General features: G+C 70.8%; 11 protein-coding genes. 5 read left to right on the top strand and 6 right to left on the bottom strand.

The annotated features are described in order from the left end of the window. Positions 1-154 precede the first annotated feature (154 nt). The gene (locus ACIN94_RS22455) at positions 155-1,432 is read left to right on the top strand and encodes a winged helix-turn-helix domain-containing protein (RefSeq protein WP_400709234.1); all 1,278 of its coding nucleotides are present in this window, start codon (positions 155-157) and stop codon (positions 1,430-1,432) included. 51 nt (positions 1,433-1,483) lie between these two features. Here ACIN94_RS22455 and ACIN94_RS22450 read toward each other — a convergent pair whose 3' ends face one another. From ACIN94_RS22450 to mtrA, 6 genes are all read right to left on the bottom strand, one after another. Next, on the bottom strand, positions 1,484-2,188 hold the full coding sequence (locus ACIN94_RS22450; protein ID WP_400708989.1) for a response regulator: 705 nt from the start codon (positions 2,186-2,188) through the stop codon (positions 1,484-1,486). 95 nt (positions 2,189-2,283) lie between these two features. Further along, positions 2,284-2,946 carry a ribosome hibernation-promoting factor, HPF/YfiA family gene (hpf, locus tag ACIN94_RS22445; protein WP_400708986.1) on the bottom strand — a complete coding sequence of 221 codons (663 nt, stop codon included), beginning with the start codon at positions 2,944-2,946 and terminating at the stop codon, positions 2,284-2,286. 532 nt (positions 2,947-3,478) lie between these two features. Next, complete coding sequence (locus tag ACIN94_RS22440; protein ID WP_400708983.1) at positions 3,479-4,174, bottom strand: ComF family protein; 696 nt, start codon at positions 4,172-4,174, stop codon at positions 3,479-3,481. A 34-nt stretch (positions 4,175-4,208) separates the two neighbouring features. After that, positions 4,209-5,978 (bottom strand): LpqB family beta-propeller domain-containing protein, encoded by a 1,770-nt coding sequence (locus ACIN94_RS22435; RefSeq protein WP_400708980.1) that lies wholly within the window; start codon positions 5,976-5,978, stop codon positions 4,209-4,211. Then, positions 5,968-7,707, bottom strand: a complete 1,740-nt coding sequence (mtrB, locus tag ACIN94_RS22430) for an MtrAB system histidine kinase MtrB (protein ID WP_400708977.1) — start codon at positions 7,705-7,707, stop codon at positions 5,968-5,970. Before mtrB ends, ACIN94_RS22435 begins: the two co-directional genes overlap by 11 nt. Before the next feature lie 27 nt (positions 7,708-7,734). Then, positions 7,735-8,412, bottom strand: coding sequence for an MtrAB system response regulator MtrA (gene mtrA, locus ACIN94_RS22425; RefSeq protein WP_012888151.1), 678 nt, complete (start codon positions 8,410-8,412; stop codon positions 7,735-7,737). A 344-nt stretch (positions 8,413-8,756) separates the two neighbouring features. On the opposite strand from mtrA, the gene ACIN94_RS22420 reads away from it, so the two are divergent. The 4 genes from ACIN94_RS22420 to ACIN94_RS22405 all read left to right on the top strand — a co-directional run bounded on the left by ACIN94_RS22420 (position 8,757) and on the right by ACIN94_RS22405 (position 12,916). After that, the gene (locus ACIN94_RS22420; RefSeq protein ID WP_400708973.1) at positions 8,757-10,025 is read left to right on the top strand and encodes a hypothetical protein; all 1,269 of its coding nucleotides are present in this window, start codon (positions 8,757-8,759) and stop codon (positions 10,023-10,025) included. Further along, a complete protein-coding gene (locus tag ACIN94_RS22415; RefSeq protein ID WP_400708970.1) occupies positions 10,010-10,675 on the top strand; it encodes a DUF4129 domain-containing protein in 666 nt (221 codons plus the stop codon). The genes ACIN94_RS22420 and ACIN94_RS22415 overlap by 16 nt, the downstream gene beginning before the upstream one ends. Further along, complete coding sequence (locus ACIN94_RS22410) at positions 10,672-11,835, top strand: DUF4350 domain-containing protein (protein ID WP_400708967.1); 1,164 nt, start codon at positions 10,672-10,674, stop codon at positions 11,833-11,835. Before ACIN94_RS22415 ends, ACIN94_RS22410 begins: the two co-directional genes overlap by 4 nt. Before the next feature lie 76 nt (positions 11,836-11,911). Next, positions 11,912-12,916: an AAA family ATPase gene (locus tag ACIN94_RS22405; RefSeq protein ID WP_400709231.1), complete on the top strand. Its 1,005-nt coding sequence runs from the start codon at positions 11,912-11,914 to the stop codon at positions 12,914-12,916. The last annotated feature ends 4 nt before the right edge of the window (positions 12,917-12,920 follow it).

Raw genomic sequence — 12,920 nt, 5'->3', positions numbered from 1 at the left:
GCGGACAGCGCACCGTCCTGACCGGCCGTTTCACGGGACCCGCCCCAGCCAACACCAGTATAGCTATTTTGTCGGTGTGGCACGCTACCCTCTGCGTCATGCTGACGTTCCGCCACCCGCCCGGCTCCCTCCCCGGTTCCCCCGCGGGCCGATCATGACGGTCACGCTCTCCGCCGACGAGGCACGCCGGATCATCCTCCGCGCCCAGGGCTTCCTGGGCGCCGACGCCCGTCGCGGGGGCGCCCCCGCGACCCTACGCCGCCTGGGCGCCGTCCAGCTCGACACGATCTCCGTCCTGGCCCGCTCCCACGAGCTCGTCGCCTACGCCCGTCTCGGCGCCGTCGGCAGGCAGGAGGTCGAGCGCGCCTACTGGGACGACCCGGCCCGCGCCTTCGAATACTGGTGCCACGCCGCGTGCGTCCTGCCGATCGACGACTGGCCCCTGTACGCGTTCCGGCGCAGATCCTTCCGCGCCAGGAAGTACCGCTGGCACGAGGTTCCCGACAGCGTGGACAAGGTGCTGGAACAGGTCCGCGAGGGCGGCCCCGTCACCACCGCCGACATCGGGGGCGCCAAGAAGGGCGGCCCCTGGTGGGACTGGTCCGACTCGAAGATCGCCATCGAGTGGCTGCTGGACACCGGCGAGGTCGTCTGCACCCGCCGCGTCGGCTGGCGCCGCGTCTACGACCTGGCCGAACGCGCGGTCCCTGCGCGTCTTCTGGCCGAAGACCTCTCCGACGCCGAGTGCGTCATCCGCCTCGCCGGGATCGCCGGCCGCGCTCTCGGCGTCGCGACACGCGCCGACCTGGTCGACTTCCTCCGCCTCAAGGCGCCCGCGGCCGCCCTCCTGGACGCGGCCCTGCTCGACGGCGGCACCGGTCTCACCCCGGTCCACGTCTCCGGCTGGCCCGACCGGCCTGCGAGCGCCCGCGCCAGCCGTACGGCGGGCGTCCGGACGGGCCGTACGGCGGACGCCCGGGCCGACTGCGCGGTGAGCTCCCGGGCGGCCCCGGCCGCGAACGCCTGGGCCGACCCCGTCGCCCTGGAGACCGAACCCAGAGGCCGCCACCGCACGACCCCGCTCTCCCCGTTCGACTCCCTCGTCTGGGACCGTGCCCGGACCGCCCGCGTGTTCGGCTTCAACCACCGCCTTGAGGCCTACGTCCCCAGGGAGAAGCGCGTCCACGGCTACTTCACGATGCCCGTCCTCGCCGGAGGCCGGCTGATAGGCCGGATCGACCCGGCGCGTGAGGGCTCCACCCTGGTCGGCCGCCAGGTCAGCCTCGAACCCGGCGTCAACCGGCGCAGGGGGGCCGAGTCGCTGGCCGACGCCCTGTGGGAGGCCGCGGGCTGGGTGGGCTGCGACGACGTCCGCGTCGACCGCGTGGACCCATACCTGTCGGCACCCCTCCGGGACGCCCTGGTCCGTTGATCCCCGACTCGCGGGTGCGGTGTCCCTGACCGGTCCACCGCACCCGGCGCGTCAGGTGATCTCGAGCATCCGCTCGCGGACCGCGTAGACCACCGCCTCCATCCGGGAGTGAAGCTGCAGCTTGTCCAGGATGTTGCGGACGTGGTTCTTCACGGTGTTCTCCGAGATGAACAGCTGCTTGGCGATCTCGCGGTTGTTCATCCCTCTGGCGACCAGGCGGAGCACCTCCATCTCCCGGTCGGTCAGACGGGGGACGGGGAGCTGGGGAGGCCGCTCGGCCTCTTTCCGGCTCATGTTCGCGAACTCGCTGATGAGCTTGGCCGCCATCGCCGGGTTGATCAGCGACTGCCCCTCGTGAACACCGCGCACGGCCTCGGGGACCTCGTCGAGCTGGACGTTCTTCAGCAGGTAACCGGTGGCACCGGCCTTGATCGCCTCGAAGAGGTCCTCCTCCTCGTCGCTCACCGTCAGCATGATGATCCGCGTGCTCGGCACCGAGGCCTTGATCTCACGAGTGGCCTCGATGCCGCTCCTCCGGGGCATCCGGACGTCCATGAGCATGACATCGGGGGTGAGGCGGTCGGCGAGCTCGACCGCCTCCTGGCCGTCGCTCGCCTCGCCGACCACCTCGATGTCCGTCTCCGCGGCCAGGGCCATTTCCAGGCTGCGCCGGATCAGCGCGTGATCGTCAACGATCAGCACGCGGATCGGCTCACCGCTCCTGGCAGGGCGGGTCGCCTCGTCGGGTTCCGTCACGCCTCCTCCTCGGGGGGCCAGCGCCGTTGGACCGCAATGATTACACGGGTTGACAGGTCCTCGGGTTGGTCGGAGAGGATCTTCAAACGCGTCGATCAGGGTTCGACGAGCCGGAGCACGCCGTAGTTGTAGCCCTGCCTCAGGTAGACGACGCTCGGCTGGCCGCTCTCCTTGTCGCGGAACAGGTAGAAGTCGTGCCCGACCAGCTCCATCTCCAGGAGGGCCTGGTCGATGGTCATCGGGTCGGCCTTGTGCGCCTTCTCCCGGACCACCAGCGGCCCGTCGCCGTCCATCTGGATCGGGACGATGGTCCTGTCCTCGGAGAGGTCCTCCTGGGAGCCCGGCTCGGTCCTGAGACCCTCGAGCGGCTGGGCGGACGCGGCCTCCAGGGACTCGGCGAGGGCGGTGGCGGCGGCGGTCAGCTCGGCGACCGACGGGGGGCAGTGGTTGCCGTGGTGGACTTTGCGCCGGTCAGCGAGGCGCCGGAGCCTTCCCTCAAGTTTTCCGAGGGCGATGTCGAGGGCGGCGAAGCGGTCGTCGGCCGTGGCCTCGGCCCGGATGGCGGGACCCCGCGAGTGGATGGTGAGCTCGACCCGTTCGCGCTGCCCGGTGATTCGCGGATTACTCTCCTTGGTCACCTCCACGTCGACGCTGATGAGCTTCTGGTCCAAACGCTCGATTCTGGCCAGCTTGGCATTCACATGGTCGCGGAATCGGTCACTCACTCCGGTGTGCCGACCCTTGACGATGATGTCCATGCATGGACCCCCTTCGAACCTCGGCGACGGTAGTGCTGCGGCACCCGCTCGGCCGACCTGGTCTTCGTCCCCACATCCGCCTGCTGAGGGTTTCGCAGCTCTTTGCCACTACATGCCCTTCTCTTCGGGCGAGGAACATCTGGCTCCCCGGGAAGGCAGGACTTACCTCTAAGCCGCACCGTGATCGACCGACGAGAAGTCGTCTTACGTGGACCGTTTGGCCTGCGGCTGGCATCGGCTAACCGGGCCGGCTCTCTTACGGGAGTCGGTCCGGCGCAACCACGGACCCGAGCGGGTGCCATGGGTCAGACGCTATCCGCATCCTGGCCGAATGTCAGCCTGGACACCGGCCGACGGATCACTTTGCGTGATCACCCGCCGGTCCCCGGACGCGGAAAAGGCCTGTCCGGCCGTACGATCCGGCTCCGCGCAGATGTTTTCCACACGCGCTGAGCAGCAGCGATCCCGCGGCCGGGACAGGGAGGTATGGCCCCGCGGTGAGACCGGTCGCCCACCCGCCCCGCACCTTCCGTCACGGGGAGGAACTTTCCCCCTTCCGGCGTGTCGCGGCGAGCGTGACGGCGAGCGGAACCGTCACCCCGGCCTCACGCAGCGCTCTGGCCGCCTCGGCGAGTGTCGAGCCGGTGGTGATGATGTCGTCCACCAGCACAACCGGTCCCGCGCCGCCCCAAGAGCTCACCGCGGGGCCTTTGCGGCCGGCCGCAACCTCGAATGCCAGGGCCAGGTTCGCGGCCCGCTGGAGCGAATTCAGGCCCGCCTGGTCGGCGACCCCGCGGCGCTGGGCAAGAACCCTCGCCACGGTCGCCGGCCACCCGGCCGCGCGGAGGCAGCCGGCTGCCAGCTCCGTCAGCCGGGTCACCGGGTCGTGTCCGCGCCGCCGGACGGCCGAGCGGGCGCTCGGCACCGGGACGAGGGTGACCGGGCGGCCACCGGCCGCGGCGGCGGCCGTCAGAGCCAGAGCTCCGGCGAGGGGACGGGCCAGGGCGGTGCGGCCGCGCTCCTTGTAGGCGATGATCGTCCGCCGTGCGGCCCCCGCGTAACCGGTCGCCGACCAGCATTCGGGCAGACCGGGCGGGGACGGGGTGGGCATCCGGCACGCCGGCTCCCCGTGCAGCTCCGCCGTACAGCGAGGACAGACGAGGGCGCCGGGCGCGTCGCATCCGGCGCAGCGGGGCGGCAGGATCAGGTCGAGCAGGGCTGTCGGCACGGGCCCACGGTGCCAGACGCCACCGACAGACGGCTTATCCCAGGGGGTAGACCGGGGAGGAGGGCCCGTCCTTCTCGGTGAAGGTCGTGGATCCGCTCTCGTCCTTGACCAGGGGTTCCCACTTGGCGGAGTTGCGGTTCCAGGAAAGGACCTGACGGTTGCCGTTGTCGTCCTTCGCCCCGGCCAGCAGGGAGCCGTCCAGGGCGGTGATGGTCTCGATCCGGGAGTTGGAGGCCAGCGACTTGGGCTCGTCGGTGACCGAGGCCTCCAGGAGCTCGGACTTGCCGGTGAGCACGTAGAGGGACTTGCCGTCCTTCCACGCGATGTCCTTGATCGTCTGGCCGCTGTCACCGGACACCACGGACTGCAGATCGGTGATCCTGGTGTCGCCCTCCCAGCCGACGATCGTGCCGATCTTGACCTGTTCCTCCAGGTCGTCCTTTACCACCACCGCGACGTGCACCCCGTCCCGCGCGACCTTGAGCGCCTTGACGTAGGCCGTGTCCAGGCCGGGCGCCGCGACCGGGTACGGCTTACGGTCACGCTCGATCCGGAGCACCTGCGAGGTGTGGTCGTCGAGCCGGTTGACCGTCCACAGCGTGTCGTAGCGGTCCCATGAGGGCGGGGTGAGGGAGTCGCCGATGACCCAGTCCTGCCACTCGCCGTCCGCGGTGAGCGGTGCGACCGAGATCTTCTTTCCGTCCTTCGACAGGGCGGCCACCTGTCCCTGGTAGCTGATCGCCGGCCGGGTGCGCGTGCCGTCCATCTCGCCCGCACTGCCCTGCACCCGATGGCCGACGTTCTCCTTGCCCAGCAGCCACAGCGCGCCGCCGGCCAGGTAGTAGGGATGGACCTCGCTGGGAGTCATCCAGGGGTCGAAGTCCGACTGCTCCTGGGCGTCGATCTGCATCGGGGTGTCGGAGTAGTACGGCTCGCCCTTCACCTTGACCTCGAAGCCCCAGCCACCGTTGGTGAGGTTGGAGAGTGTCGCGGCGAGCTGCGCCGACATCGGGGCGATCCGGTCGGAGTCGACCGGCTTGGTCAGGTCGACGACGACACGGTTGTTCTCGGTGGTGACGTCGATGAGCTCGGTGCCCGGCCGGAAGGCGGAGTTCACCGCCTTCCTGAGCAGGCTGGTCGGCCCCTTGAGCAGCCGCTCGACCGTCGTCTTGGCGAAGTTCGAGGAGGGGTCGATCGGCACCCGGACCTGCTCGACCACCAGGCCCTTCCACGCCGAGTCCAGGAAGTAGAGATCCACCTTGAGGTAGGCGCGGTCGACGTCGGCCTCCGACAGCATCAGCCCGTCGGGGGCCGAGCTGATCCGCCACCCGTCCGCTCCCTTCACGAGGGTGAAGGGCTCGTTCAGGGTGGTGTTCTTCGGCCAGTAACGGCCGTCCTGGTCGATCATCGCCGTCACGGTGCCCTTGAGCGTGACCCGGGTCTTCTCCTCCCCCTCGTCCGCGGGTACGTATTCCTCCTGCTTGTAGACCGTCACCCCGCTCCGCGGGTTCCACTTCTGGGCGAAGTCGTCGGTGAGGTACTTGCGCGCGACCTCACGCCGGAGGTCGTCGACGCTCGCCATCGCGGCCCTGAACCCGGTGACGACCTCCTCGGCCGACCAGTCCGCCCTCGGCGGCATGGCGATCACCCGTGCGTACGGGTCACCCAGCGGATTGCCCTTGCGCTCGTTGTCCACCGCGATCGCCTTGCCCCCGGTGGGGATGACGGAGCACGCCGCCCCACCCCAGGTCAGCAGAGCGGCCAGGCCGACCGCGCCCACCCGCCTTCCTGTCTTAGACCGCATCGTTCCCCCCGTCGGCGATCGCCGGCGACAGCACCGGGGTCATGTGCCCCCGCCACGTCCGCCGCATCTCCACCTCCGGCGGGACCAGCGACAGCGGCGAACCGCGCAGTGGCGCCCCGGCCACCCGCGGCAGGGAGAGCCGGAACTGCGACCCCTCTCCCGGCGCCCCCCACGCCTGGAGCCAGCCTCCGTGCAGCATCGCGTCCTCGCGGGAGATCGCCAGGCCCAGGCCGGTGCCGCCGATGGTCCGGGCCCGCGACGGGTCGGCACGCCAGAACCGGTCGAAGACCATGTTCTCCTCGCCCGGTTTGAGCCCCACCCCGTGATCCCGTACGGCCACCGCCACCGCGTCCCGGTCCGCGCCGACCGAGACGACGATGTCCCGGCCCTCTCCGTGCTCGATCGCGTTGAACAGCAGGTTGCGCAGGATGCGCTCGACCCGGCGGCTGTCCATCTCGGCCATGCAGGGCTCGCTCGGCAGGCGCAGGTCGAACCGGGTGGAGTGACGTTCGGCCAGCGCCTCGGAGTCGGCGACCGCGCGCAGCACCACGTCCCTGACGTCCACCGGGTCGACGTCCAGCTCGGCCGCGCCCGCGTCGTAACGGCTGATCTCCAGCAGGTCGGCGAGCATCGACTCGAACCTGTTGAGCTGGTTCTGCATCAGCTCGGCCGAGCGGGCGGCCATCGGGTCGAAGTCCTCGCGGGCGTCGTAGAGGAGGTCGGCGGCCATCCGGACGGTGGTCAGCGGGGTGCGCAGCTCGTGCGAGACGTCGGAGACGAACTGCCGCTGAACGTGGGAGAGCTCCTCCAGCTGGTGGATCTTCAACGTCAGATTGGCGGCCATCTCGTTGAAAGAGGCGGCCAGGCGGGCCAGGTCGTCCTCGCCCCGGACCTTCAACCGCTCGTCCAGGCGGCCGGCGGCCAGCCGCTCGGCGGCCTGCCGCGTCAGCCGTACCGGCGTGACCACCTGGCGGGTGACCAGCGAGGCGATGGCCGCCAGCAGCAGCACCAGGGCGACCCCGACGACGACGAGCATCCGCAGGACCGAGTTGAGGGTCTCCTCCTCCTTGTCCAGCGGGATCAGGTGATAGATCTCGTATCCGCTGTCCAGTATGGTCCCGGAGGTGTCGAGGCGGGTGCCGATGACCATGCCCCGCACCGGCTCACGCCTGCCCTCGTAGTACAGGTCCCCGTAGTGGGTGCTGTCCTCGCCGGCCTCCTTTTTGAACACCTCTTCGCGCAGCCCGGGCGGAATGCTCCTCGGATCGATGTTCGTGGTGCCGTAGAACTCCCCCGGCTGGTTGTCGTTGCGGGCGAGCACCGAGTAGCGGGGAGCGGAGCCGGCGCGTCCGGCGAGGGCGTAGATCGCCTGGCTGAGCGGGCTGTCCCCGCCCCGCTGGAGCCCGTCGCCCGAGTAGACGGACGGCTTGGAGACGTCGCCGGGCGGCTGGTTCAGGTAACCGAGCACCGCGTTCCTGTCGGCCTGAGCCTCGCTCTTCGCCGCGCGTTCCCGGGCCTCCAGCGTGGTCGAGATGATCTGCTGCATGAGGAAGAGGCCGAGTACGGCGACCACCGCGATGGAGATGACCATCGTGCTGGTGACCACGCGGAGCTGCAGGGAGCGCCGCCAGACCCGGCGCACACCTCCCGCGGCGCGGCGGGCCCACCGGCGGATACCCCGCGCCACCTGGCGCGGGGTCCGGCGGCGCTTCTTCCGCGGAGAAGACATGTCCCGGTCCCGAGGGATCCGCGCAGGCTAAGCCGGGCCGGCCTTGTAGCCGACCCCGCGGACCGTCACCACGATCTCGGGGTGCTCGGGGTCCTTTTCGATCTTGGCGCGGAGCCGCTGGACGTGCACGTTGACCAGGCGGGTGTCGGCCGCGTGCCGGTATCCCCAGACCTGCTCCAGCAGGACCTCGCGGGTGAAGACCTGACGTGGCTTGCGGGCCAGCGCGACCAGCAGGTCGAACTCCAGCGGAGTGAGATTGATGGTCTCCTCGTCACGCTTGACCGAGTGCCCGGCGACGTCGATGGTGATGTCGCCGATCTGCAGGATCTCCGGTGTCGGCTCGTCGGTGCGGCGCAGCCGCGCCCGCACCCGCGCCACCAGTTCCTTGGGCTTGAACGGCTTGACGATGTAGTCGTCGGCTCCGGACTCCAGGCCGAGGACGACGTCGATGGTGTCGCTCTTGGCCGTCAACATGACGATCGGCACCCCCGACTCGGCACGGATACGGCGGCAAACGTCGATGCCGTCGGCACCGGGCAGCATCAGGTCGAGCAGGACCAGATCGGGCCGGGTGTCGCGGAACGCGTCGAGTGCCTTGTCCCCGTCGGAGACGAAGGAAGGTTCGAAACCCTCCCCGCGCAGCACGATGCCGAGCATCTCGGCGAGAGCGGCGTCGTCGTCGACGACCAGCACGCGTCCTTTCATGGCCCCTCATTCGTTTTACGCAGTTTGGGAGTCTTTGGGATAAACGGCACGGTGGTCGAAGATTACCCTTGTCCGGCTACTGGACGACACCGGTCGACGACCAACCGTCCAAATACCGAATTTTAGGCACACGCAACGTAAAGCGCACAGCAGTCCCCCGGCATGGCCGGCCCCCGGCCCTGACGACTGCGAACGCCAAGCGGAGGTGGCCACATCCCCAGTCTGGAGTAAACAACGGTGTCTCGGCCATCCCTCCGGCATCTCCGGCGATCCCTTGCGGGGTGAAACCTCGACGTGATCGCCCCATCACCACAATCGGTGTGTCCACATGTCAGGATTGGGATATGTCAGACGGCCACGGCTCCACTCCCGACACGCCACCCGGCTGGGCGTCCAACCAACCTCCGCCCTACGGCAACGTCCCGGGATCGCCGTGGACCGCGCCCGGCTCCGCTCCCGGGGCACCACCACCACCGCCTCCGCAGCAGCCCTACGGCGGGCAGGCTCCCCCGTACCAGCCCGGCCAGTACGGCCAGCAGCCGTACGGCTACCGCATGCCGCCTCCCGCACTGCGGCCGGGGATCATCCCGCTACGCCCGCTCGGCCTCGGCGACATCCTCGACGGCGCGATCAAGCTGATCCGCTCCAACCCCAAGGCCGTCCTGGGCCTGTCGACGATCGTCGCCGCGGTCGGGGCGATCCCGGTGGCAGTCGGCCAGGCGGTCCTGCTCGGCAGGTTGGGCACCGCACTGGCACACCCCGATACCCTGGGGAACTCCCCGGACGTGGGTTTCCTCAGCCAGTACGCCGGATCGCTGATCTCCATCGCGGTGCAGTTCGTCGCGGTCACCCTTCTCACCGGTGTGCTGACCCGGATCCTGGGCAGAGCGGTCTTCGGCGGCAGGACGACGGTGGGCGAGGCCTGGCGGCTGACCCGGGGCCGGGTGCCCACCCTGTTCGGGCTGGTGATCGTCAGCATGCTGATCCTGCTGCTGCCGCTGGCGCTGATCGTCGCGCTCCTCTGGGCCCTGATGTCGGCGGGCGCCGACTCCGGGCCGTTTTTCCTGCTGGGCGTGGTGGCGGCACTGGGTTTCCTCGCCTACACGCTCTTCATCACCACCCGCCTGGCGCTCGCGGCGTCCGTGGCGGTGCTGGAACGGCGCGGTGTCCTCGCCTCTCTGCGCAGGTCCTGGACCCTGGTGAGCGGCGGCTTCTGGCGGACGCTCGGCATCCTGCTGCTGACCCAGCTCATCGCGGGCGTGATCAGCGCGGTGATCTCCGTCCCCTTCACCCTCGCGGGAACCTTCGTCGGCCTCTTCGGCAGAGGCTCCACCGGTTCGCAGATCGCCACAGCGCTCCTGATCGCCGTCGGTGGCACCGTCGGCGCGATGATCACCTATCCGTTCCAGGCCGGGGTCCACGGCCTGCTCTACGCCGACCGGCGGATGCGCGCCGAGGCGTTCGACCTGGTGCTGCAGACCGCGGCGATCGAGCAGCAGCGGCAGGGCTGGGTGCACGCGTCGGCCGACGACCTGTGGGACCCGTCCATCACGCCCGGCGGGCCACCCCGGCACGACCAGGCCGCTCAGGGAGCCCCGTGGTCCCACTCCTGACCTACCCGGCACTCCTGGCATCCCCGATCGACATCGACCGCGGGCGAGCCCGGCGCGAGGCGGCCCAGGAACTCCTCAGATCCGAATACGCCAAGGAATCCCTCATCGACCGTGCCATCCGGGCCGTGGACCAGTTCCTCGGCGACCTGCTGGACCAGCAGAGCATTGGCATCGTCGGGAGCGTGACCGCGTGGGCCGTCCTGGCCGTGATCGTCGCCGCCGCCGTCGTCGCGGTGGTCATGATCGCGCGCAGGGTCTCCAGGAACGGCACGGCGCACCGGGAAGGGATCTTCGGAGACCGTCGCCGCACCGCCGCCGAGCATCGCGAGGCCGCCGAACGGCTGGCCGGAGAGGGCCGGTGGGCCGAGGCCGTACGCGAGCGGCTCAGGGCCGTCGCGCGAGATCTGGAGGACCGCGCCATCGTCGACTCCATGCCCGGCCGTACCGCAGACGAACTCGCCGCCGAGGCCGGGCGCGCACTGCCCGAGTTCGCCGCCGAGCTGACCGCCGCGGCGCGGGTGTTCGACGACGTGACCTACGGTGAGGTGCCGGGCACCGCCGAGGCCTACGGAGTGCTGCGTGACCTCGACGGACGGCTGCGCACGGCCCGGCCGGCGCTCGGCACCGCGACGGAGGCGGCCTCCTCATGAACCTCGCCACCGCCCCGGAGAAGGGCTCGGCGTCCACCTCGCCCACCGCCGCGAGCCTGTGGCGCGGCGGCCGGGGCATCCTCCTCGTCGCGCTCATCGTGGTCGTCAGCGCCGTCGTCGGCGTGCTGCTCGGCGGCGGCTCCGGCGAGAGCCGCCCGCTCGACCCCGCCGACACCTCGCTGTCCGGTGGCAAGGGCCTGACCCAGCTGCTGCGGGCCCACGACGTGGAAGTCAGGCGGGTCACCTCGGTCGCCGAGGCGGAGGCCGCCGACTCCGGGGAAAGCACCCTGCTGCTCAGCGACACCTCCTTCCTCACCGAGGCGGAGGCCCGGCGGCTCGGCGCGCTCTCCGCCGACCGGCTCGTGGTCGGCGCGCAGCGGTACCAGGAACTGCTCGCGCCGGGCGTGAGCTCCGCCGAGACGGTCCGGACACGGTCCCGCGAGCCCCGGTGCGCGCTGCGAGCGGCGGCCGGGGCGGGCAGCGCCTACATGGGCGGCGCCGTCTTCACCGCCCCTCCGGGAGCGACCGGCTGCTACCCCGCCGGTGGCGCGCCCACCCTGGTCCGCTACCCGGACGGGGACAGGACGATCACGGTCGTGGGCGACGGCCGGTTCATGACCAACCTGCGGCTGGCCGAGGACGGCAACGCCGCGCTGGCGATGAACCTGGCCGGGGCCAAGCCCTCGCTGATCTGGCTGACGGCCCCCGAGACCACCGAGGGCCCGGTCCCGGGGGAGCAGAGCTTCTCCGAGCTGATTCCCGGCGGCGTCAGGTGGGCCGTGGTACAGCTGGCCGTCGTGGTCTTCCTGCTGGCACTCTGGCAGGGCCGCCGGCTCGGCCCGGTGGTGGCGGAGCGGCTGCCCGTCGTGGTCAGGGCCGCCGAGACCGTGGAGGGCCGGGCCAGGCTCTACCGGGCCAGGCATGCCCGCGACCGGGCCGCCGCCGCCCTGCGCGCGGGTTTCACCGACCGGGTCACCCCCCGGCTCGGGCTACCCTCGGCGGCCGGTCCGGAAGCGAAGGTCGACGCGATCGCCGGACGGACCGGACAGGCGGCCTTCCACGTGGCCGCCGCCCTGTACGGCCCGCCGCCGGCTGACGAGGCAGGGCTGGTAGCCCTGGCCACATATCTGGACATGTTGGAGAGGCAGGTCAGAGAGTGATGAGCGAGCGTAGCGAGCGGGCCGCCGGGAACGGCGGCACCGTGCTCCCGGAGCCGGCGGAGGAGTCCTCGTGACCATGCCACCGGACAGCGGCGACTGGGCGGAGACACCCCTCGCCGCCGGGACTGCCCCCGATGCGGACACCGCCAGGGAGGCGCTGGGGAACCTGCGCGCCGAGGTCGCCAAGGCCGTCGTCGGCCAGGACGCCGTGGTCACCGGGCTGGTGATCGCGCTGCTCTGCCGGGGGCACGTGCTGCTCGAAGGCGTGCCGGGCGTCGCCAAGACACTGCTGGTCAGAACCTTGGCTGCGGCGCTCTCGCTGGACTTCAAGCGGGTGCAGTTCACCCCCGACCTGATGCCGGGCGACGTCACCGGTTCCCTGATCTACGACGCGAAGACATCGGAGTTCGAGTTCCGCCAGGGCCCGGTCTTCACCAACCTGCTGCTCGCCGACGAGATCAACCGGACGCCCCCCAAGACGCAGGCCGCGTTGCTGGAGGCGATGGAGGAGCGGCAGGTCAGCGTGGACGGCAGGCCACACGAGCTGCCCGAGCCGTTCATCGTGGCCGCGACCCAGAACCCGGTCGAGTACGAGGGCACCTACCAGCTCCCCGAGGCGCAGCTCGACCGGTTCCTGCTCAAGCTGACCGTGCCGCTGCCGCCCCGCGACCAGGAGATCGCGGTGCTGGAACGGCACGCGCGGGGCTTCGACCCGCGCGACCTGTCGCAGATCAAGGCCGTGGCCACCATCGCCGACCTGGACGCCGGGCGCTCGGCCGTCAGCCGGGTGCACGCCGGCCCCGAGGTGCTCGGCTACATCGTGGACATCGCCAGGGCCACCCGCCAGTCGCCGTCGCTCCAGCTCGGCGTCTCACCGCGTGGCGCCACCGCGCTGCTGGCCGGCGCACGGGCGTGGGCCTGGCTGTCCGGCCGCTCCTACGTGACCCCGGACGACGTCAAGGCGCTGGCCAGGCCGGCGATGCGGCACCGGATCCAGCTCCGTCCCGAGGCCGAGCTGGAGGGCGCGACCCCCGACGGCCTGATCGACGCCATCCTCGCCTCCGTCCCCGTCCCCCGCTGAGACG

Origin of the sequence: Streptosporangium sp. NPDC087985, assembly GCF_044741965.1 — a bacterium.
Lineage (GTDB): Bacteria > Actinomycetota > Actinomycetes > Streptosporangiales > Streptosporangiaceae > Streptosporangium.
This window is presented reverse-complemented; position numbering and strand designations above follow the sequence as displayed.

Coding starts and splice junctions, on each gene's coding strand:
- ACIN94_RS22435 (WP_400708980.1), bottom strand. CDS start 5,978: ATGCGGTCTAAGACAGGAAGGCGGGTGGGCGCGGTCGGCCTGGCCGCT.
- ACIN94_RS22455 (WP_400709234.1), top strand. CDS start 155: ATGACGGTCACGCTCTCCGCCGACGAGGCACGCCGGATCATCCTCCGC.
- ACIN94_RS22420 (WP_400708973.1), top strand. CDS start 8,757: ATGTCAGACGGCCACGGCTCCACTCCCGACACGCCACCCGGCTGGGCG.
- ACIN94_RS22410 (WP_400708967.1), top strand. CDS start 10,672: ATGAACCTCGCCACCGCCCCGGAGAAGGGCTCGGCGTCCACCTCGCCC.
- mtrA (WP_012888151.1), bottom strand. CDS start 8,412: ATGAAAGGACGCGTGCTGGTCGTCGACGACGACGCCGCTCTCGCCGAG.
- ACIN94_RS22405 (WP_400709231.1), top strand. CDS start 11,912: ATGCCACCGGACAGCGGCGACTGGGCGGAGACACCCCTCGCCGCCGGG.
- mtrB (WP_400708977.1), bottom strand. CDS start 7,707: ATGTCTTCTCCGCGGAAGAAGCGCCGCCGGACCCCGCGCCAGGTGGCG.
- hpf (WP_400708986.1), bottom strand. CDS start 2,946: ATGGACATCATCGTCAAGGGTCGGCACACCGGAGTGAGTGACCGATTC.